This window comes from Streptomyces sp. NBC_01571 (assembly GCF_026339875.1).
Taxonomy (GTDB): domain Bacteria; phylum Actinomycetota; class Actinomycetes; order Streptomycetales; family Streptomycetaceae; genus Streptomyces.
This window is the reverse complement of the sequence record NZ_JAPEPZ010000001.1, coordinates 6,279,442-6,300,176: the sequence shown is the minus strand read 5'-3', so window position 1 is coordinate 6,300,176 and position 20,735 is coordinate 6,279,442. Positions and strand designations below refer to the sequence as shown.

The following is a 20,735-nucleotide window of genomic DNA, read 5'->3' as shown; positions in this document are numbered from 1 at the left end:
TGACCGTGCCAGCACCGACAGACGACCTCGGCCCCGGCCCCGGCAACGGCCCCGAGGGCCCGGACAAGGGCCCCGCCAAGAGCGAGCAGACCCGCGCCCTGATCCTGGAAACGGCTCTCCGGCTGTTCCAGGAGCGGGGGTACGACAAGACGACCATGCGGGCCATCGCCAAGGAGGCCGGGGTCTCGGTCGGCAACGCGTACTACTACTTCGCCGGCAAGGAGCACCTGATCCAGGGCTTCTACGACCGGATCGCCGCCGAGCACCAGGTGGCGGTCCGGCCGGTCCTGGAACGCGAGAAGGATCTGGAGGCGCGGATCGCGGGCGTGCTGAAGACGTGGCTGGACGTGGCGGAGCCTTACCACGAGTTCGCGGCGCAGTTCTTCAAGAACGCCGCCGATCCCGACAGCCCGCTCAGCCCCTTCTCGCCCGAGTCGGCGGGACCGCGCGAGGAGTCCATCGCCCTGCACCGGAAGGTGCTCGCGGGGTCGAAGGCGAAGGTCCCCGAGGAGCTGCGGGACGCCCTGCCCGAGCTGATGTGGCTGTCGCAGATGGGGCTCGTCCTCTACTGGGTCTTCGACCGCACGGAGGGACGCGAGCGCAGCTACCGGCTCGCCGAGCGCGGCGCCCGGCTCACCACCCGGGGTGTCTCACTGGCCCGTTTCCGGGTGCTGCGACCGCTCGTCCACGAGGTGCACGAGCTGTTCACGGACTTCCTGCCGGGGATGACGAGGCTGCTCCCCGATCCGGCGGTCAAGGGGCGGACCGAGTGATCACCGTCGGGTGAAGCGGTATGAACCGGACACCGGGGACCCGCCCGCTCTACGATGCTGTCCTCGACACCGGCCCGCAGGAGGTACGTGATGTCCGCAGCATCCGTCGAGCGGCCCCATGGCGACCGTCCGCTGACCGCGGAGGCGAACCGGCTCATGAACCGCAATCCGGGGTACCGCGTCGAGATCATCGGAGGCTCGATCATCGTGACCCCGCCCGCGAACGGTTCTCACGCCCGCGCTCTGTCCAGGTTGAGGCGCCCTTTCGTCGCCGCCGGTCTGGACGGCGACGAAACCGAGGGCTCGAAGGACTCGGGCTCTGGCTTCCGACCGGCACCGAGGACTACGCGATCCCCGACCTCTCGATCGTCGACGTCGACTTCGAGGACCACCTCGTCGAGAACAACTGCTACGACCCGGTCGCGTTCCGTCTCGTCCTGGAAGTCACCTCCAGCAACTACGAGAACGACCTCCGCACCAAGGTCGGCGCGTACGCCAGGGCGAAGATCCCGGTCCATGTGATCGTCGACCGCAGGCACCAGCGGCTCCACGTGCTGACCGAGCCCCTCGGGGACGAGTACGCGAGTCACCGCGTCCACGCCCCCGGGGAACTCGCCGCACTGTCCGACTCGATCGGCGCCAAGGTGACCCTGGACGTCGACGAGATCCTGAAGGCCGGTCAGCCCACGGCTAGTTGACCGCGTCCACCTCGTCCTCCGTCAACTCCACGTCGTGCACCAGCGGTTCGCCGCCCACGAGGACATGACCGGCACGCGCCGCGTACGAGGGTGCCGTCGCCGCCAGGAGGTACGTCCCCGGGACCGGCACCGAGACGATGTACGAGCCGTCGGCCAGTGACGTCACCCGGTCCAGCTGGCGGCCGCCCTTGGAGAGCAGCGTCACGACCGCCCCGTCGAGGGGCTCGCCCGTCGCGTCGCGGACGAAGCCGTGGACGGCCGTCGCTCCTCGTCCCTGCGCGGGGACCGGCACCGGCGCCGCCTCCTCCGCCGGTTCCACCGCCAGGTGCGGCAGCCGCTTGTCGAGCCCGGCCGGCAGCCACCAGTTGGAGTTGCCGAGCAGATGCATCGCGGCCGGCACCAGCGCCGTGCGGAGGATGAACGCGTCCAGCGCGACCGCCGCCGCCAGGCCGACGCCCGCCATCGCCGCCCCCGAGTCGCCGCTCAGGACGAAGGCCAGGAAGACACAGACCATGATCAGGGCGGCCGAGTTGATGACCCGGCTGGTCTCCGCGAGACCGACCCGCACCGCGCGCGCGTTGTCGCGGGTGTGCACCCACTCCTCGTGCATCCGGCTCACCAGGAACACCTGGTAGTCCATCGAGAGGCCGAAGAGCAGCGAGAGCATGATGACGGGCAGGAAGGCGTTGATCGGCCCCTGTTTGCCGAGGCCCAGCAGGTCGAGGCCCCAGCCCCACTGGAAGATCGCGACGAGGACGCCGAAGGACGCGGCGGCCGCGATGAGGTTCATCACGGCGGCCGTCAGCGGCACCACCAGGGAACGGAAGGCGACCATCAGGAGCAGGAAGCCGAGGCCGATGATGGTGGCGATGAAGAGCGGGAGTCGGTCCCCGGTCACGGACGAGAAGTCCTTGGAGATCGCCGTCACACCGCCCACGTGGGCCTGGACGCCCGCCTCCGGGATCGCCTTGTCGCGCAGGGCGTCGATGAGCTGGTCCGTCTTCTCGGACTGCGGCGAGGTGTTCGGCACGACCTGGATCACCGTGACGCCCCCGGCGGGCGGCAGCGCGGCGACGCGGGCGACACCGTCGGTCGCGCGGATGTTCCGCACGAGCGCCTCCGTGTCACCGCCGGACGAGACCACCTGCAGCGGACCGTTGAAGCCGGGCCCGAAGCCCTCCGCGAGCAGGTCGTACGCCTTCCTCGTCGTCGTGGTCGCGTCGTCGTTGCCCTGGTCGGTGGCACCGAGCCGCAGGGACAGGACGGGCAGCGCGAGGACGGCCATGACGACCACGGCCATCGCGGCGATCGTGCGCGGACGCTTCTGGACGCCCGCCGACCAGCGCGCGGCCAGGCCGCTCGCGGACTCCGGCTCGCGCCCTCCCTCGGCGGCCAGCCTGCGCCGCTGACGGCGGCTGAGCACCCGCGGACCGAGGAAGCCGAGCAGCGCGGGCAGCAGCGTGACCGCCGCGAGCACGCTGAACACGACCGTCAGCGAGGTCCCGATGACCACACCGTCCAGGAAGCGCAGGTTGGTCACGAGCATCCCGGCGAGCGCGATGCACACCGTGCCGCCCGCGAACAGCACCGCCCGCCCCGAGGTGTTGAGCGCCGTGACCGCCGACTCCTCGGGGTCCGCGCCGCGCAGGATGCCGCGCCGGTGCCGGGTGACGATGAACAGCGCGTAGTCGATGCCGACGCCGAGTCCGATCAGGGTGGCGAGCAGCGGAGCCAGGTCGGGCACGTCCGTGACATGACTGATCAGCTGGGTGGAGAACAGTCCGGTGCCCACGCCGAAGACGGCGATGCCGATCGGGAGCAGCATCGCGAACAGCGACCCGAAGGCGAGGAAGAGGACGACGGCCGCGGCCAGGATGCCGACCATCTCGGCGAGCCCGGTGGGCGGTTCCTGGACCCGCTGGATCGCCTGGCCGCCCAGGTCCACCCGCAGACCGGCGCGTTCGGCGCCCTGCGCCGTGTCGACGACGCTCTGCACCAGTTCCTTGGGGACGGCGTTGGCCTGCTCGGCGAAGGTGACCTGGGCGTAGGCGATCCGCCCGTCCTCGCTGATCTGCGCCGCGCCCTGCGCGCCCGTGTACGGGCTGGTGACGCCGCCGACCCCCTTCATCCCGCCGATCTTCTCCAGCACCGGCTGGATCCGGGCGCGTACGGCCTGGTCCCGGACCGTGCCCCCGTCGACCTTCCACACCACCGTGTCGGTGTCCCCCGCGCGGTCCGGGAAGGCCTTCTCCATCAGGTCGTACGCGCGCTTGGAGTCAGTGTCGGGCAGGGAGAACACGTTCGCGTAGTCCGTGCCCGCGGTGGACGCCGCGGCCCCCAGTCCGAGCAGTGCCCCCACCCACAACAACAGGACCACCAGCCGGTGCCGATAGCACCACCGTGCCAATGTCGCCACTCTCAACGCTCCTTAGTCGGTCGGTCGGTCCCCCAGGTCCTGGAAGAACCATCGACCGGCGTGCTCGCGCGATGAACGACGCGCCCATGACTCTCAAGGAACTCCAAGACGGGAGCCGCCCCCCGTCGGGGCGGGCGTGCGGATACTGGGGGCATGACCGCTCATGAGGGGGCCACCGTCCTCGTCGTCGAGGACGAACCGAGCATCGCGGACGTCCTGGCCATCGCCCTGCGCTACCACCGCTTCGAGGTCATGACCGCGGGCACCGTCCGCCGGGCGCTCACGCTCGCCGAGCGCACCCGGCCCGACGCGGCCCTGCTCGACGTGATGCTGCCGGACGGCGACGGCCGTGCCCTCGGCCGCGAACTGCGGATACGGCAGCCCGATCTGGCGGTCGTCTTCCTCACCGCCCGGGACGCGCCCGCGGAGATCGTGGGCGCGCTCGGCTTCGGCGACGACTACATCACCAAGCCGTTCAACATCGACGAGGTCGTCGCCCGTATCACCGCCGTCCTGCGCCGCACCCGCCCCGCCGACGTCCTGCCGCAGCGCCCGCCGCTGCGCTACGGCGAACTGGAACTGGACGAGACGACGTACTCCGTGCACCGCGGCGACCGGACCGTGGAACTCACCCCGACCGAGTACGCGCTGCTGCGTTTCCTGGTGCGCAACGGCGGCCGGATCGTGCCCAAGGAGCAACTCCTGCGGCACGTGTGGCAGTACGAGCACTCGGCCGAGTCGACCGTCGTGGAGACCTACATCAGCTATCTGCGGCGCAAGCTCGAACCACTCGGACCGCCGGTCATCCAGACCCGGCGGGGTGTCGGGTACGGGCTCGCATGAAGGTCCCGGACCGCATCCTCGCGGCCCGTGCGGGCATCCGGCGCCCCCGCCGCCACCACGGGATCCACTCGCTGCGCGGCAAGCTGACGCTCGCCAACGTGGCGCTGCTGGCCCTGGGCATCATCGTGGCGACCGCCGTCAGTCTGATGGGCATGCGGCACTATCTGCTCGACCAGGTCGACGCGGAGCTGGTCAAGACGCGTGACTCGCTGACCGGTTCACAGCTCACGCTCCACCAGATCGACTCACTGACCGCGCTCTCCTTCGTCCGCAACCACCTGACCCCCCGCGCGGACAGCTCCCCGCAGCCGGACTCGATCTTCGCGGCGGTGGACGGCCGGGGGCAGGCACTCAGCATCGGCGGGTTCAAGCCGACCGGCACCCAGCGCGCGCTGGTCGCCGCGGTGGACGACCCGCGCGCCCTCGTCCGCGACAGGGCGCTGCACGACATCACCGTGCGCGGCGCCGCCTACCGGGCGACCGGGGCGCGGCTCGCCGACGGAACCTACGTGCTGCTCGCCACCTCCACCGACGCGCTGGAAAAGGGCATAGCCAAGGCCCTGCGGCTCGATCTCGCCGTGGGGACCCTGCTGTTGTCGCTGCTCGCGGTGCTGACCATGCTCAGCGTCAGCCGCCGGCTGCGGCCGCTGGAGGACATGGTGGAGACCTCCTCGGCGATCGCCGAGGGGGATCTGACGCGCCGCGTGCCCTCCAGCCACCATCCGACCCAGGAGGTCGAGCAGCTGCGGCTCGCCCTCAACTCCATGCTCCAGCAGGTGGAATCGGCCTACCGGACGCGTGAGCGCAGCGCCGCCCAGCTGCGGCGGTTCGTCGGGGACGCCTCGCACGAGCTGCGCACCCCGCTCTCCGCGATCCGCGGCTACCTCCAGCTGTACGACAAGGGGATGCTGAGCGAGCCGGCCGAGCGGCGGCGGGCCTGGGACCGGATGAACGCCGAGGCCGACCGGATGGGACGGCTGGTGGACGAGCTGCTCACCCTGGCCCGCCTCGACCAGCGGCCCGAGCTGCGGTTCAGGAACGTCGACCTGAGCCGGCTCGTACGGGACGCCGCCGAGGATCTGCGCGCCCAGCAGCCGGCCCGGCCGGTGACCGTGGGCGCCGACGGCACCCTGCTGGTGCACGCCGACGAATCGGGTCTGCGGCAGGTCCTGGGCAACCTGGTGGCCAACGTGCGCACGCACACGCCCGCCGAGGTGCCGGTGCGGCTCGGTCTGGAGCGCGCGGACGGGGTCGTACGGCTGTATGTCGCGGACCAGGGGCCGGGGCTCGCCGAGGAGGACGCGGCGCGCATCTTCGACCGGTTCTTCCGGGCGGGCGGCGGTGCGGGCAGCGGACTGGGGATGGCGATCGTGCAGGGGGTGGTGACGGCTCACGGGGGTGAGGTGGCGGTACGGACGGCACCGGGCGAGGGGCTCGCCGTGACCGTGACCCTGCCTGCGCGCTGACCTGCTTGAACATATGCGGTGTTGCCCTTGAACATAAGCAGACCTGGGGCATTGAACACCGTCCGCCGTGGTGCCGTACACAGAAGCAGGCGGGCCGGCCTCTTCGGCCCGGTCCGCCGCGCCATCACCGGGCTTCGCACGGAAGGACCTTCGGGTTGTCGTTCAACACGAGCTCTCGACAGCTGCCGGACACGGACGAGACGCCCGAAGAGGCGCGCCCGCGGGAGATCCGGACGCCGGACGCGGCGGCCGAGCGGACGACGGACGCGCCCGCCGGGCCAGAGGCCCCTCGGTCCGCCGCCCGCGCGAAGGCCGCCGGACCCACCGGCCCCGCGGAGACGGCCGACGCCGCCGAAGCCGACGCGCCGGGCGACTCCTCCGCGGCCACCGAACCCGACGCCCGCTCGGCGGCCACGGAACCCGACGAGTCCCCCGAGCCCGCGAAGGCCACCGCGGCCACCGACTCCCCCGAGGGCGCCGCGTCCGCCGAAGCGGACGAAACCACCGACTCCCCCGAGGGCGCCGACACCACCGCCCGTACCGACTCCCCGGAGCCCGCCGAAGGGGCCGAACCCGCGGCAGCGGCTGAGTCCGCCAGGTCCGCGGAGCCCGCCGCGTCCGCCGAAACCGCCACGCCCGCCGAACCCGGAGACGAGGTCGCCCCCGGGCCGGCGCCGGTCAAAGGGCGGTGGCGCGGGTGGCGGGCGAAGTACCCGGTCGCCGCCCGTGCCCTGACCTGGACCACCACCGGTCTCGCCGCCGTGCTCGTGCTGTTCGCGCTGCTCATGCCGAACAGCAGCGCCGGTTTCCGGCCCGGCGAGTTCGTACGCATCCCGGTGGAAGCGATCTTCGGCGCCGCCGTGCTGATCGTCCTGCCCCGCAGGCCCCGGGTGGTGGTGGCGGCGGTCGGCGGCCTGGTCCTGGGTGTGCTGACGATCCTGAACCTCCTCGACATCGGTTTCAACGAGTACCTCGGGCGGGGATTCAACCTCGTCCTCGACTGGTCGCTGTTCGCCGACGCGCGGGCCTATCTCCAGGACACGATGGGCAAGCAGGCCACGCTCGGCATCGTGGTCGCCCTCGTGCTGTTCGTGATCGTCCTGCTCGCCGTCATGTCGCTGGCGGTCGTCCGGCTCGCCGGCCTGATGTCCCGGCACACCGTGACGGCCACCCGTTCGACCCTGGTGCTGGGCACCGTCTGGATCGCCTGCGCGGCGCTGGGCGTGCAGTTCACCGGCGTGCCGGTCGCCTCCGACCGTACGGCCAAGTCCGTCGAGGACCGCACCAAGCGGGTGCAGGCGACCCTGCGGGACGAGGCGGCGTTCGCCAAGTTCGCCAAGAAGGACGCCTTCGCCAACACCCCGCCGGACCAGCTGCTGACGGACCTGCGCGGCAAGGACATGATGATCACCTTCATCGAGAGCTACGGCCGCAGCGCGATCGAGGACCCGGTCATGGCGCCGGGGGTGGACGCGACCCTCACCGCCGAGAACCAGAAGCTGGTCAAGGCGGGGTTCGCGGCGAAGAGCGGCTGGCTGACCTCGGCGACGTACGGCGGAAGCAGCTGGCTGGGCCACTCGACGTTCCTGTCGGGCCTGTGGATCAGCAACCAGCAGCGGTACCGCACCGTCACCGCGGGCGAGCACCTGACCCTCACCAAGGCCTTCAAGAAGTCGGGCGGCTGGGACACCGTCGGTGTGATGCCCGGCGTCCAGAAGGCCTGGCCGGAGTCCAAGTTCTACGGCCTCGACAAGGTCTACGACTCCCACAAGCTCGACTACAAGGGTCCGAAGTTCAGCTGGTCGACGATGCCCGACCAGTACGCCCTGACCGCGTTCGAACGCCTGGTGCACGGCAAGAAGCACGACAAGCCGCTGATGTCGGAGATCATCCTGACCTCCAGCCACCAGCCCTGGGCACCGATCCCCAAGCTGGTGCCGCAGGACCAGGTCGGTGACGGCTCGGTCTACAACGCCATCGAGAAGGCCGGCAAGAAGCCCGCCGACATCATCACCGACTCCACGAAGTCGAAGCAGGAGTACGGCAAGTCCATCCAGTACTCGGTGTCGAGCCTGATCAACTACCTGGTGAAGTACGGCAACAAGAACACCGTGCTGATCTTCCTCGGCGACCATCAGCCCATCGCCCGGGTCAGCGGCAACCACGCCAGCCGTGACGTGCCGGTCTCGATCGTCGCCAAGGACCCGAAGGTCCTCGACAAGATCGCCGACTGGGGGTGGACGGACGGCCTGCGGCCCGAGCACAACGCCCCGGTCTGGAAGATGAGCTCCTTCCGCGACCGCTTCATGACGGCGTACGGCTCGACTCCGGCGCCGTGAGTCATCCGGCGCCGGAACGCCGCCCTCAGGCCTGCCGGGAGGCCAGTTCCACGATCGTGATGTCCGACGGCGCGCCCACCCGGGTCGGCGGCCCCCACGCCCCCGCGCCCCGGGAGACGTACAACTGCGTGTCGCCGTACCGTTCGAGGCCCGCGACGGTGGGGTTGGCGAGTTCGGCGACGTAGTTCCCGGGCCAGAGCTGGCCGCCGTGGGTGTGCCCGGAGAGCTGGAGGTCGACACCGTGGCGTACGGCGTCGTGGATCTGGACCGGCTGGTGCGCGAGCAGCACCACGGCCCGCGCGGTGTCCCGGCCGCCCAGCGCCCTCGCGAAGTCGGGTCCCTGTCCCTCGCTCTCGCCCGCCACGTCGTTGACGCCGGCGAGGTCGAACCCGGCCAGTTCCGTCCGCGCGTTCTCCAGGGGGCGCAGTCCCAGTTCGCGTACTTCCGCGACCCACTGCGCGGCGCCCGAGTAGTACTCGTGGTTGCCGGTGACGAAGTACGAGCCGTGCCGTGCCCGCAGCCCCGCGAGCGGCGCGGCGGCCGGTCCCAGGTTCTTCACGCTGCCGTCGACCAGGTCCCCGACCACCGCGATCAGGTCGGGCTGCGTCGAGTTGATCGTGTCGACGACCCGCCGGCAGAAGTCCCGGCCGAGGACCGGCCCGAGGTGGATGTCACTGACGACGGCGATCCGGAAGCCGTGCGCGGACCGCGGCAGTCTGGCCAGCGGTACGGTCACCCGCTTCACGCGGGGCCCGCGCAGGACGCCGTAGGTGCCGTATCCGACGGTTCCCACGGCGACGGCGGCGGCGGTCCCGCCCACGGTCCGTGAGACGAAGAGCCGTCGCGACGGTCCCGTCGCGACGCCGTCCGCATCCGCCGCTGCCTGCGAAGGGCCGTCGGGCCGTCCGGCCGCGGCGGCCGACGTGTCGGCACCGGCTTCCCGCGCGAGGACCGGGACGTCCGGCTCCGCGGCCGAGCGGGGAGCAACGCCCGTCGCCGCCCCCACGACGACGCGCGGCGCCCCCGGCTCGTCGTCCGCGGTCCGCCGCCACACGAGCCGCGCCACCAGGGGCCGTACGGCCTCCCCCGCCACCACCGCGAGCAACAGGTAGAGGGCCAGCGCCATCCACAGGAAGCCGGGCCAGGCCAGCGTCCGCTGGAGCCAGAAGGGCGCGCCCCCGCGCTCCGCGGCGACCGCGCCGACCATCAGTACGGGACCGGCGACGAAGACCACGGTGCCCGCGCGGCGCGCGAGCCCCGGACCGGTCGTCGTGTCGCGCACCAGACGGCGCCAGAGGTACCGGTGCAGGCCCGCGAACGCGGTCAGGGCCGCCAGGCCCACCAGCAGAAAGACGATGACCACGACCGGTGTCCCCCGTCGCTATGACGTCTGCCGCAAGGCGCGCAGCCCGCGGAACCCGATGGCTCCGACGACCGTCCCCAAGACAAAGGAGACTACGGCGAGCGTCAGATGCACCCAGAAGTACGCCGTCGGATCCCCCGCGTCGTCGAACGCGAGCCCGCTGCCGTCCTTCCACAGGTTCTTGACGAAAGTGATCCAGATGATCCAGCTCCACACCCCGAAGGCGAGCAGGAACCAGGAGACGGGGCGGCTGAGCTTCATGGGTCCAGTATCGCCGCCATCCGCCGTCACCCGTGGCCGGGGTGGGCAGGGTGAGAGGACTTCACCGCCGGAGCCCTGTACTTTCTCGACCGTGCCCGTCATCAAGAAGACCATCAAGCGATCGTTGTTGGTCACATCCGCCACCCTGTTGTCCCTTTCGCTGACGGCCGCTCCGGTCCTGGCCGCCGACGAGCCCTCACCGTCGCCGACGCCGAGCGCCACTCCCCCGGCGGACATGTCGACGGTGGGCGGCGCGCGGCTCGGCCTGCCCGGGACCCAGGCCGACCTGGGCAGCGGCGCCCCCGTGCTGCCGAAGGACGTCACCGCGCGCTCCTGGATCGTCACCGACGCCGAGTCAGGCGCCGTCCTGGCCGCGCACAACGCGCACTGGCGGCTGCCCCCGGCGAGCACCCTGAAGATGCTCTTCGCCGACACGCTGCTACCGAAGTTCCCCCGGACCGAACGGCACAAGGTCGCCGTCACCGACCTCGCGGACATCGGCGAGGGCTCCAGCCTGGTGGGGATAAAGGAGGACGAGACGTACACGGTGCACGACCTGTGGCTCGGGGTGTTCCTGCGCTCGGGCAACGACGCCGTGCACGTGCTGTCCGCGATGAACGGCGGCGTCGCGCGGACGGTCGAGGACATGCAGACGCACGCCGACGACCTGCAGGCCCTGGACACGCACGTGGTCAGCCCCGACGGCTACGACCAGAAGGGCCAGGTGTCCTCGGCGTACGACCTGACGCTGTTCGCCCGTTCCGGGCTGCAGAAGAAGGACTTCCGGGAGTACTGCTCGACGGTGCGGGCGAAGTTCCCCGGGGAGACGAAGAAGGACAAGAAGGGCAAGACCAGCCGTGAGTCCTTCGAGATCCAGAACACCAACCGGCTGCTCACCGGCGACAGCGACATCTCCACGTACCAGGGCATCGCGGGCGTGAAGAACGGCAACACCACCAACGCGGGGGCGACCTTCACCGGTGTCGCCGAACGGAACGGCAAGGTTCTGCTGGTCACCGTGATGAACCCGGAGAAGCACGAGCACAACGAGGTCTACAAGGAGGCCGCGCAGCTGCTCGACTGGGGCTTCAAGGCCGCGGACAAGGTCACGCCGGTGGGTGAGCTGGTACCGCCGAGGAGCGCGGGCACCAGTACGCAGGCGGGCTCGACCCCCTCGGGCGGCCCCTCGTCCGGCACGGGCAAGGGATCGACGGCGCCGGTGGCCGCCTCCGCGGGGGCCAAGGACGGCTCGAGCGGGGTCGGGATCGCGCTGGCCGTCGCCGGCGGCCTCCTGGTGCTGCTGGCCGGCAGTGCCTTCCTGGTCAACCGCCGGTGGCCGCTGCCGGACCTGATGCGCCGGCGCCGCTGATCTCCTCGGACCCGGAGCCGCCCGGCGCGCCGGTCTCGGGCTCCGGGTCCTCGGACGCCGGGTCGTCGTGCTCCGGTTCCTCGTGCTCCGTCGCCGTCCAGGACGCGCAGAACAGCAGCAGTTTCGCGGTGAAGTTGATCCACAGGAGCAGCGCCACGGGCACTCCGAAGGCGCCGTACATGCTCTTCGACGCGATGCCCCTCATATAGCTGCTGAGCAGCAGTTTGAGCAGTTCGAAGCCCGCGGCGCCGATGAGGGCGGCGACGACGAGCCGGCGACGGGACGGCTGGACGCCCGGCAGCAGCGTCAGCAGGTACAGGAGCAGCAGGAAGTCGGCGAGCACGGCGACTCCGAACGCGGCGGCCTGCAACAGCCCGCCGCCCCAGCCGTTCTCGTCGACGCCGAACAGCCGGGCCGTCCAGCCGACCGTCGTGGAGGCGGCGGCGGAGGCACCGATGGTGACGAGCACCGCGCCGCCGAGCCCGACGAGGACACCCCCGTCCACGAGCTTGCGCAGCAGGGGGTTCTCCTCGCTGTCGGGAAGCTCCCAGACCGCGCGCAGACAGTCCCGCATCTGGCCGACCCAGCCGATGCCGGTGAGCAGCAGGACGGCGCCCGCGATGACGCCGATCGTGCCCGCGTTCTGCACGAGTGTGTTGATGTCCAGCTGGTCGGAGATCCCCGGCACCTGCTCGGCGATCTTGTCCTGGAGCTGTTTCTGCTGATGGACGGTGAGCGTCGCGGCGCCGACCGCGGCGGCGACGGTCAGCAGCGGGAAGAGCGCCACGAAACTGACGAAGGTCATCGCGGCGGCGAGCCGTGTCCACTTCACCCGGTCCAGCCGCTCGTACGACCGCCATGCGTGCGTGGCCATCAGGCGCGTGACCAAAGGGCCCACGATCGGGAGCTTTCTCAGCCAGTCCATGATCCGAATCTGCCCTCGCCTCGGAGACCCAATGTCCGGGTACCCGAAAATCGCGGAACAGTGGCGAACACCGTGCCGCTCCCCGCACCCGGGACGGTGTCGGCGCGCCGCGAGGCGAAGGCGAGGACGTGGTGGCCTACGGCGCGGACCGCCGTGCGCTGGGCGCGACTCACCAGTTGGCGACCGCGAGCCCGTACATCGCCAGCCACACCAGGCCGATCAGGGCGAGCGGCCGGTCGCGCAGTACGACGTCCTCGGGTTCGCCGGCGGTGCCCCGGTCGGCGAAGACGGCGTACCGCAGCACGGCCAGGATGAAGGCGACCATCGACAGCTGGCGCCAGGGCAGCACACCGCCGCTGGGCACGCCGCCGCGCTCCAGGGCCCACAGGCAGTAGCCGAGGACGGAGACCCCGGCCGCCAGCTGCCAGACGAAGCGCAGGTAACCGGTGGTGTACTCGGTGAGCAGCGCGCGTGTGACCCCCGCCGTCCCGGCCACCTGGACGGCCTCGGAGTAGCGTTTCGCCGACACCATGAACAGCGCGCCGAAACCCGTGGTGATCAGGAACCAGCGCGAGAGCGGGATGCCGAGGGCGAGGCCGCCGATCATCGCCCGCATGAGGAATCCGGTCGTCACGACGACGAGATCCACGACCAGGACGTGCTTGAGGCTGACGCAGTAGGCCAGTTGCATGCCGAGGTAGGCGGTCAGCAGCGCCGCGGTGACCGGGGAGGACAGCCAGGCGGCGAGGGCGGGGCCGAGGACGGCGAGGACACCCCCGACGGTGTAGGCGACCCGGACCGGGACCTGGCCCGCGGCGACCGGACGGTGGCGTTTGACCGGGTGGGCGCGGTCGGCGACGGCGTCCCGGGCGTCGTTGATCAGGTACACGGCGGTGGCGCAGGCCGTGAACAGGACGAAGACGAGGGTGAGTTGGGCCAGCGCGTGCCGGGAGAAGAGCTGCCCGGCGGCCGCCGGAGCCGCCGCCACCAGCAGATTCTTCACCCATTGACGGGGACGGGCGGTCTTCAGCAGGCCGAGCGCGAGGCTGCCCGTGCGCGCGGGCACGGGCGGGGTGCCGCGGTGCTCCAGGAGCACCGTGCGCTCAGCCATGGCCGGTCTCCGTCCCCCGGACGCCCAGCCACGCCGTCAGGGCTCCGAGGGCCGCGCCCGCGACGACGTCGGAGGGGTAATGGACGCCGACGACCAGCCGTGAGACGCACATGACGGCCGCGAGCGGCGGCACCGCCCGGACACCGAGCCGTCCGAACACGACCGCGGCGGCCGTCGCCGAGGTGGCGTGCGAACTGGGGAACGAGTGACGCCCGGCCGTACGGACCAGGGGTGCCGGATGCGCGGGGCGCGGACGGCGAACGATCCGCTTCACGCCCATGCTGGCGAGGTGAGCGGTACCGGTGAGCGCGGTGCCGCGCAACCACGCACCGCGCCGCCCCCGGTCGACCGCCGCCCCCGTGAGTCCGGCCGCCAGCCACAGCGCGCCGTGCTCCCCGCTCCAGGACAGGGCGCGCGCGACCGCCGCGACCCGTGGATCCGTGCCGCACGCGTGGAATGCCGACAGCAGCCGGCGGTCCATGTCGTCAAGGTCGTCCATGTGATCTCACTCTTCTAGAGAGTGACCGCAGAATTACGGCAATCAGTGATGACATCCCATTAATCACCCATTTCGGTGAGGAGCCGTTGGCACCAGGGAGAGCGGGGTGTTATGCACCTTTTTCGGCGATACCGTCACGGTCATGCCCGCCGACACCACCGCCGACGCCGGCTCAGACACCGCATCCGACACCGGCTCCGCTCCCCCTCCCGCCCCCCGGCGCGTCTCCGTCCCCGTCACGACCGAGACCGTCACCGTCACGGGATGGGGCCGCACCGCCCCCACCGCCGCGCGCCTCGTACGCCCGCGCAGCTACGCGGAGGCGGCCGCCGCGGTCCGGATGTGCGGGGCGCGCGGAGGCATCGCACGGGGGCTCGGCCGCGCGTACGGCGACGCGGCGCAGAACGCGGGCGGGGCCGTGCTCGACATGACGGGCCTGGACCGCGTCCACACCATCGACGCCGCCTGCGGCACCGTGCTGTGCGACGCCGGGGTGAGCCTGCACCGGCTGATGGAGGTCCTGCTCCCGCTCGGCTGGTTCGTACCGGTCACGCCCGGCACCCGCCATGTGACGGTCGGCGGGGCGATCGGCGCGGACATCCACGGCAAGAACCACCACGGCTCGGGCTCCTTCTCCCGCCATGTGCTCTCCTTCGACCTGCTGACCGCGGACGGCGGGATCCGGACCGTGGACCGCGGCAGCCCCCTCTTCGACGCCACCACCGGCGGCATGGGCCTGACCGGCGTCATCCTGTCCGCGACCGTCCGGCTCCTGCCGGTGGAGACCTCGCTGATGTCCGTCGACACCGAACGCGCGACGGACCTGGACGACCTGATGGCCCGCCTCACCGCCACCGACCACCGCTACCGCTACTCGGTCGCCTGGATCGACCTGCTCGCGCGCGGCCGGTCGACGGGGCGCTCGGTGCTGACGCGGGGCGAGCACGCGCCGCTCGACGCCCTGCCCGCCCGTGCGCGCAGACAGCCGCTCGCGTTCCGTCCCGGCCGGCTTCCGGCCGCGCCCGCCTTCGTGCCGGACGGGCTCCTCGGCCGGACCACGGTCGGCCTCTTCAACGAGTTCTGGTACCGCAGGGCGCCCCGCGCGCGCACCGGGCAACTGCAGACGATCCCGGCCTTCTTCCACCCCCTCGACGGGGTGCCGCACTGGAACCGGATCTACGGGCGCGCCGGCTTCGTGCAGTACCAGTTCGTCGTCGGACACGGCCGGGAGGAGACCCTGCGCCGGATCGTGCGGCGTATCTCGGAGCGCGGCTGCCCCTCCTTCCTCGCCGTCCTCAAGCGCTTCGGAACGGCCGACCCCGGCTGGCTGTCCTTCCCGATGCCCGGCTGGACCCTCGCCCTGGACATCCCGGCGGACCTGCCAGGCCTCGGCACCTTCCTCGACGAACTGGACGAGGAGGTGGCCGGGGCGGACGGGCGCGTCTACCTCGCCAAGGACGCACGGCTGCGGCCCGAGCTGCTCGACCGGATGTACCCACGGCTGGCCGAGTTCCGGCGGCTGCGCGCCGAATTGGACCCGCGCGGCGTGTTCACCTCGGACCTGTCCCGTCGGCTCGGACTCCAGTGCCACGACAGGCAACGTTCGCCCCGGCACTCGGAACCGGCACGTCGCCCCACGCCCCCACCCTCTAGGAGCTGACATGAAGGACGCCTTCGGTGCACCCCAGTCCCTGCTGATCCTCGGCGGCACGTCCGAGATCGCGCTCGCCACGGCACGCCGTCTGATCGCCCGCCGCACCCACACGGTATGGCTCGCGGGACGGCCGTCGGCGGCCCTGGAACGGGACGCCGAGCACCTGCGCGAACTCGGCGCGGACGTCCGTACCGTCGCCTTCGACGCACTCGACTGCGAGTCCCACGAGGCGGTGCTCGGCAAGGTCTTCGCCGAGGGCGACCTCGACATGGTGCTGCTCGCCTTCGGGGTCCTCGGCGACCAGGCACGCGACGAGCGGGAGCCGCTGGCCGCGGCACGGATCGCGCAGACCAACTACACGGGCGCCGTGTCCGCGGGGCTGGTGTGCGCGCGATCCCTCCAGACGCAGGGGCACGGCTCGCTGGTGGTGCTCTCCTCGGTCGCGGGCGAGCGCGCCCGCCGCTCCAACTTCATCTACGGGTCCAGCAAGGCGGGCCTGGACGCCTTCGCCCAGGGCCTGGGCGACGCGCTCTACGGCACCGGCGTCCATGTGATGGTCGTACGCCCCGGCTTCGTCCGCACGAAGATGACGGCCGGCCTCGACGACGTCCCCCTGTCCACCACACCGGAGGCGGTCGCGGCGGCCATCGAGGTGGGGCTGCGCCGTCGCTCGGAGACCGTGTGGGTGCCGGGGGCGCTGCGGCTGGTGATGTCGGCGCTGCGGCACGTACCGCGGACGGTGTTCCGGCGGCTGCCGATCTGACGGGGCCCGGACGGCCCTCAGGCCGTCAGCGTCGTGTCCTGGTCCGCGGGCGCGCAGGCCTGCGGCGGGACGACAGCGCCCCCGAACGCGTACTCGCGCAGCTTGCGCCAGACGCTGTCGGTGCCCTGCTCGTAGAGGGCGAACCCGGTGCACGGCCACTGGGCCTCGTACCCGGCGAGCTCCTCGTAGGCCCGGTCCATCGCCGCGTCGTCGATGGCGTGCGCCACGGTGACGTGCGGGTGGTACGGGAAGTGGAGCTCGCGGGCCACCGGCCCCGACGCGTCCCTGACCTGCTTCTGCAGCCAGGTGCAGGCCTCGGCGCCCTCCACGACCCGGACGTAGACGACGGGCGACAGCGGCCGGAAGGTGCCCGTGCCGCGCAGTCGCATCGGGAAGGGGCGCCCGGCGGCCGCGACCTCCAGGAGGTGCGCCTCGATCGCGGGCAGCGCCGAGGCGTCCACCTCCGTCGGAGGCAGCAGGGTGACGTGTGTGGGAATGCCACAAGCCGCGGGGTCACCGAAGCCCGCGCGCCGCTCCTGGAGCAGGCTGCCGTGAGGCTCCGGGACCGCGATCGACACTCCGATCGTTACGGTCCCCACGTCGTCTCCTGTCGTTGTGTCGATGTCCGGTGTTCCCGCGCCCAGGAACGACTGCCGGTTCGGCTATCGACTGTACGGCGATACGGCCCGATACCGGCCGTCGTACCGGTGTTGCTCTCGTCTCGTACGGACTGTCGAACGGTGTCGCGCGGGCGCTCTCAGTGCTTGGCGGGCAGGAAACCCACCCGGTCGTACGCCTGGGCGAGCGTCTCCCCGGCCACGGCGCGGGCCTTCTCGGCCCCCTTGGCCAGGATCGAGTCCAGCGTCTCCGGGTCGTCCAGATACTGCTGGGTGCGCTCCCGGAACGGCGACACGAAATCGACCATGACCTCGGCGAGGTCCGTCTTCAGCGCACCGTAGCCCTTGCCGGCGTACTTCTCCTCCAGTTCCGCGACACCGGTCGCGGTGAGGGTCGAGTAGATGGTCAGCAGGTTGCTGACACCGGGCTTGAGCTCGGTGTCGTACCTGATGACGGTGTCCGTGTCGGTGACCGCGCTCCTGACCTTCTTGGCCGTCGCCTTCGGGTCGTCGAGGAGGTTGATGAGGCCCTTGGGCGTGGAGGCCGACTTGCTCATCTTGATCGACGGGTCCTGAAGATCGAAGATCTTCGCCGTCTCCTTGAGGATGTACGGCTTCGGGACCGTGAAGGTCTCGCCGAACCGGCCGTTGAAGCGCTCGGCGAGATCGCGGGTCAGCTCGATGTGCTGGCGCTGGTCCTCACCCACCGGGACCTCGTTGGCCTGGTACAGCAGAATGTCCGCGACCTGCAGGATCGGATACGTGAAGAGGCCGACTGAGGCACGGTCGGACCCCTGCTTGGCGGACTTGTCCTTGAACTGGGTCATGCGGGACGCCTCGCCGAATCCGGTGAGGCAGTTCATGATCCAGGCCAGCTGGGCGTGCTCGGGGACATGACTCTGGACGAAGAGCGTGCAGCGCTCCGGGTCGAGACCCGCGGCCAGCAGCTGGGCGGTGGCGAGCCGGGTGTTGGCGCGCAGGTCCGCCGGATCCTGCGGAACGGTGATCGCGTGCAGGTCGACGACCATGTAGAACGCGTCGTGGGACTCCTGCAGGGCCACCCACTGGCGCACGGCGCCGAGGTAGTTGCCGAGGTGGAACGAGCCTGCCGTGGGCTGGATTCCGGAGAGCACGCGGGGACGATCAGAGGCCATGCCCACCATTCTCTCAGGTGTCGGCGCCCGGTCCGGAACTGGCGCGAAAGAGAGGGACACGGGGAAACGGAGGGACACGGGTGGGAACCGATCGGCCCCCGGCGGTGTAGCAAGAGTGTGAGGACGCGGGAGGGGGGCCGCATCGTCGTCGACGAGGCCGTGGTGATCGCACGCGTACGCGCCGGGGAGCCGGAGGCGTACGCGGAGCTGGTCCGCGCCCACACGGGCATCGCGATCAGGGCGGCCCGGGCGCTCGGAGCGGCTGCGGACGCGGAGGACGTGGTGCAGCAGGCCTTCCTCAAGGCGTACTGCGCGCTGGGGCGCTTCCGGGACGGCGCGGCGTTCAAGCCGTGGCTGCTCTCGATCGTCGCCAATGAGACGAGGAACACAGTGCGCACGGCGGCGCGGCAGCGGACGCTGGCCGGCCGCGAGGCGGCGTTCACCGAAGCGGACCCGCTGATACCGGAGTCGGTGGACCCGGCGGCGGCCGCACTCGGGGCGGAGCGGCGGGCGGCCCTGCTGGCGGCCCTCGATCAGCTGAGCGAGGAGCACCGGCTCGTCGTGACCTACCGCTATCTCCTGGAGATGGACGAACCGGAGACGGCCGAGGCCCTGGGCTGGCCCCGTGGCACCGTGAAATCCCGCCTGAACCGCGCCCTGCGCAAGCTCGGCCGACTGCTGCCGGGCTTCGAGCCGGGCGAGCCCCGGGAAGGGGGTGACGCGCATGACTGAGCCGCACGGGGAACAGGGCTCGGGGCCCTCCGGCGACCGGGAGCGAGCGGCTCGCGAGGGTGCCCCGCGCCTCGCGGAGGAGTTGCGCGCGCTCGGGCGGTCGCTGGACGGGCCGGGCGGGGCCGGGGACGCCTCGATGGCCGAGCGCGTGCTGGAGCGGATACTCGCCGAGCGGATCCCGGTCCCGGTGGCCGTCCGGCCGGGGCCCGGTGAGCGTGTCCGCGCGGTGCGTCGCTGGGTGCGGCTAAGGGGGCGCGTGCTGGCCGCGGGCCTGTGCGGTCTGCTGACGGTGCTCGTGCTCACGCCTCCGGTGCGCGCCGCGGTCGTCGACTGGTTCGGCTTCGGCGGGGTCGAGGTGCGGTACGACCCTTCGGCGGTGCCGTCGCCGGGCGCCGAGGTGCCGGGGTGCGGTCCGTCGCTCACCCTGGCCGAGGCGGGCCGGCGGGCGGGGTTCAATCCGCTCGTGCCGGACGCCCTCGGGATGCCGGACGCGGTGACGGTGACGCGGGAGCCGAAGGTGCGGTCCCTGATGACTTTCTGCTGGCGCGAGCACGGACACACGATCCGGCTGGACGAGTATCCGGCCGGCCTCGACATCGGCTTCGCCAAGACGGTGCGGGAGCCGCCGGAGTGGGTGTTGCTGGGCGGCGGGAGCGGGGACGGGAGTGGGAGCGGGGACGCCGGCCCGGGTGATCCGGCGTTGTGGTTCCCCCGGCCGCATCTGCTCAGCTTCTGGCTGATCGGCGCGTCCGGCGACCGCTTCACACGCTCGGAGCGGACCGCGGGTCCCACGCTGCTGTGGATGCGCGGGGGCGAGGTGACCCTCCGCCTGGAGGGGGTGGCGTCGAAGACGCGCGCGACGGAGATCGCGCAGTCGCTGGAACGGCGGAAGTAGGCGGGCGGAGAAGGGGAACCCCCGCGGGTCGAGCGGTGTACCAGAAGTGACACACGGCGTGCGGGCGGTCCGCGCGCCGATCGACCGGCAGGTGGGGGGGGCTCGGATGCGCGGGATTCGTGAACTGCTCGCGGTGGTGGGGGCGTTGGGGGTGGCCCTCGCGGCCGTGCTGCTGGGTGCGCCGTCCGCCGTGGCCGGCGGCCCGACGAGTGTGCTGGTGGTCTGCCCGGAGAGCGCGGAGACCGCCGGGCTATACCACGCGGACGAGGAGTACGGGGAGTTGGCGCGGCTGCTGGGCGACCCGGGCGCGGGTGCGCGGAAGGCGCCGCCGGGCCTCACCGTGGGCAGCGGCCGTCAGATCAATGTCACGTGGCCCGTCCATGACGTCTCGCCCTGGCGCGTCGACCGCGTCTTTCCGAACGTTCCGGGCAGCAAGGAGGCCTGGATCCACACAGCGACCGAGGTGCCGCGGTCGATGAACGGCTACTGGCACAGGGCGGAGCAGCCGGCGCGCCTGCGGGCCCTGTTGAAGAAGCTCGGGGTGATGGGCGCGTCCTCGGGCGCGGGAGCGGGCGCGATCCCTCCGGCCTCCCTGCCGCTGCCCACGGATGAGCCGTCCGCCGCACCCGCGGCCACGCCCGCCGAGCGTCCCCGCGGCACGGTCGCGTCCGGGACGGATCACGGCACCGGTTGGTGGTGGGCGATACCGGGCGCGGTGGGCGGGGCCGCCGTGGCCCTGCTGCTGCGCCCCCTGGTCCCCTCCGGTCCCGGCTTCCTGCTCAGGCGCCGAGGGCAGCGTGCGACGAGCCCCCGGCAGGAGCTGCGCGACCTGTGAAAGCCGCCGGCCGGACGCGGGG

The 20,735-nt window shown here is 71.7% G+C and carries 18 protein-coding genes and 1 pseudogene; 11 read left to right on the top strand and 8 right to left on the bottom strand.

Features of this window, described 5'->3' with window-relative positions; genetic code table 11:
* Window positions 1-5 precede the first annotated feature (5 nt).
* Together OHB41_RS28500 and OHB41_RS28495 are read left to right on the top strand one after the other, a co-directional pair.
* Entirely contained in the window at window positions 6-773 is a 768-nt protein-coding gene (locus OHB41_RS28500) for a TetR/AcrR family transcriptional regulator (RefSeq protein ID WP_526024970.1), read from the top strand.
* A 90-nt stretch (window positions 774-863) separates the two neighbouring features.
* A pseudogene (locus OHB41_RS28495) lies at window positions 864-1,471 on the top strand (Uma2 family endonuclease).
* On the opposite strand, the gene OHB41_RS28490 reads toward OHB41_RS28495, so the two are convergent.
* The gene (locus tag OHB41_RS28490; RefSeq protein WP_266706197.1) at window positions 1,464-3,878 is read right to left on the bottom strand and encodes an MMPL family transporter; all 2,415 of its coding nucleotides are present in this window, start codon (window positions 3,876-3,878) and stop codon (window positions 1,464-1,466) included. The pseudogene OHB41_RS28495 and the gene OHB41_RS28490 sit on opposite strands and share 8 nt — an antisense overlap.
* Before the next feature lie 162 nt (window positions 3,879-4,040).
* Here OHB41_RS28490 and OHB41_RS28485 point away from each other — a divergent pair, with 162 nt between their 5' ends.
* The 3 genes from OHB41_RS28485 (at window position 4,041) to OHB41_RS28475 (ending at window position 8,535) form a co-directional block, all read left to right on the top strand.
* Entirely contained in the window at window positions 4,041-4,730 is a 690-nt protein-coding gene (locus OHB41_RS28485) for a response regulator transcription factor (protein WP_168529836.1), read from the top strand.
* Window positions 4,727-6,196 carry a sensor histidine kinase gene (locus tag OHB41_RS28480; protein ID WP_266700961.1) on the top strand — a complete coding sequence of 490 codons (1,470 nt, stop codon included), beginning with the start codon at window positions 4,727-4,729 and terminating at the stop codon, window positions 6,194-6,196. The genes OHB41_RS28485 and OHB41_RS28480 overlap by 4 nt, the downstream gene beginning before the upstream one ends.
* 155 nt (window positions 6,197-6,351) lie before the next feature.
* A complete protein-coding gene (locus OHB41_RS28475) occupies window positions 6,352-8,535 on the top strand; it encodes a sulfatase-like hydrolase/transferase (RefSeq protein WP_266700960.1) in 2,184 nt (727 codons plus the stop codon).
* 25 nt (window positions 8,536-8,560) lie between these two features.
* Here OHB41_RS28475 and OHB41_RS28470 read toward each other — a convergent pair whose 3' ends face one another.
* Both OHB41_RS28470 and OHB41_RS28465 read right to left on the bottom strand, forming a co-directional pair.
* Complete coding sequence (locus OHB41_RS28470; protein ID WP_266700959.1) at window positions 8,561-9,898, bottom strand: metallophosphoesterase; 1,338 nt, start codon at window positions 9,896-9,898, stop codon at window positions 8,561-8,563.
* A gap of 18 nt (window positions 9,899-9,916) precedes the next feature.
* Window positions 9,917-10,159: an SCO4848 family membrane protein gene (locus OHB41_RS28465; protein WP_261994617.1), complete on the bottom strand. Its 243-nt coding sequence runs from the start codon at window positions 10,157-10,159 to the stop codon at window positions 9,917-9,919.
* Window positions 10,160-10,250: 91 nt separating this feature from the next.
* Here OHB41_RS28465 and OHB41_RS28460 point away from each other — a divergent pair, with 91 nt between their 5' ends.
* On the top strand, window positions 10,251-11,528 hold the full coding sequence (locus OHB41_RS28460) for a D-alanyl-D-alanine carboxypeptidase family protein (protein ID WP_266700958.1): 1,278 nt from the start codon (window positions 10,251-10,253) through the stop codon (window positions 11,526-11,528).
* Here OHB41_RS28460 and OHB41_RS28455 read toward each other — a convergent pair.
* From OHB41_RS28455 to OHB41_RS28445, 3 genes are all read right to left on the bottom strand, one after another.
* A complete protein-coding gene (locus tag OHB41_RS28455; RefSeq protein WP_266700957.1) occupies window positions 11,482-12,453 on the bottom strand; it encodes a YihY/virulence factor BrkB family protein in 972 nt (323 codons plus the stop codon). The two genes, OHB41_RS28460 and OHB41_RS28455, sit on opposite strands and share 47 nt — an antisense overlap.
* A gap of 169 nt (window positions 12,454-12,622) precedes the next feature.
* On the bottom strand, window positions 12,623-13,564 hold the full coding sequence (locus tag OHB41_RS28450; RefSeq protein WP_266700956.1) for a decaprenyl-phosphate phosphoribosyltransferase: 942 nt from the start codon (window positions 13,562-13,564) through the stop codon (window positions 12,623-12,625).
* Window positions 13,557-14,063, bottom strand: a complete 507-nt coding sequence (locus tag OHB41_RS28445; protein WP_266700955.1) for a phosphatase PAP2 family protein — start codon at window positions 14,061-14,063, stop codon at window positions 13,557-13,559. Before OHB41_RS28445 ends, OHB41_RS28450 begins: the two co-directional genes overlap by 8 nt.
* A 142-nt stretch (window positions 14,064-14,205) precedes the next feature.
* Here OHB41_RS28445 and dprE1 point away from each other — a divergent pair, with 142 nt between their 5' ends.
* Window positions 14,206-15,723 (top strand): decaprenylphosphoryl-beta-D-ribose oxidase, encoded by a 1,518-nt coding sequence (gene dprE1, locus OHB41_RS28440; protein ID WP_266700954.1) that lies wholly within the window; start codon window positions 14,206-14,208, stop codon window positions 15,721-15,723.
* A gap of 1 nt (window position 15,724) precedes the next feature.
* Complete coding sequence (gene dprE2 / locus OHB41_RS28435; RefSeq protein ID WP_266700953.1) at window positions 15,725-16,480, top strand: decaprenylphospho-beta-D-erythro-pentofuranosid-2-ulose 2-reductase; 756 nt, start codon at window positions 15,725-15,727, stop codon at window positions 16,478-16,480.
* Window positions 16,481-16,497: 17 nt separating this feature from the next.
* On the opposite strand, the gene OHB41_RS28430 is transcribed toward dprE2, so the two are convergent.
* Together OHB41_RS28430 and trpS are read right to left on the bottom strand one after the other, a co-directional pair.
* Window positions 16,498-17,079: a 2'-5' RNA ligase family protein gene (locus OHB41_RS28430; protein ID WP_266700952.1), complete on the bottom strand. Its 582-nt coding sequence runs from the start codon at window positions 17,077-17,079 to the stop codon at window positions 16,498-16,500.
* A gap of 158 nt (window positions 17,080-17,237) precedes the next feature.
* On the bottom strand, window positions 17,238-18,251 hold the full coding sequence (gene trpS, locus OHB41_RS28425) for a tryptophan--tRNA ligase (protein WP_266700951.1): 1,014 nt from the start codon (window positions 18,249-18,251) through the stop codon (window positions 17,238-17,240).
* Window positions 18,252-18,368: 117 nt separating this feature from the next.
* Here trpS and OHB41_RS28420 point away from each other — a divergent pair, with 117 nt between their 5' ends.
* The 3 genes from OHB41_RS28420 to OHB41_RS28410 all read left to right on the top strand — a co-directional run bounded on the left by OHB41_RS28420 (window position 18,369) and on the right by OHB41_RS28410 (window position 20,713).
* Window positions 18,369-18,983 carry an RNA polymerase sigma factor gene (locus OHB41_RS28420; RefSeq protein ID WP_266700950.1) on the top strand — a complete coding sequence of 205 codons (615 nt, stop codon included), beginning with the start codon at window positions 18,369-18,371 and terminating at the stop codon, window positions 18,981-18,983.
* Entirely contained in the window at window positions 18,976-19,878 is a 903-nt protein-coding gene (locus OHB41_RS28415) for a hypothetical protein (protein ID WP_266700949.1), read from the top strand. Before OHB41_RS28420 ends, OHB41_RS28415 begins: the two co-directional genes overlap by 8 nt.
* 106 nt (window positions 19,879-19,984) lie before the next feature.
* On the top strand, window positions 19,985-20,713 hold the full coding sequence (locus tag OHB41_RS28410) for a hypothetical protein (protein ID WP_266700948.1): 729 nt from the start codon (window positions 19,985-19,987) through the stop codon (window positions 20,711-20,713).
* The last annotated feature ends 22 nt before the right edge of the window (window positions 20,714-20,735 follow it).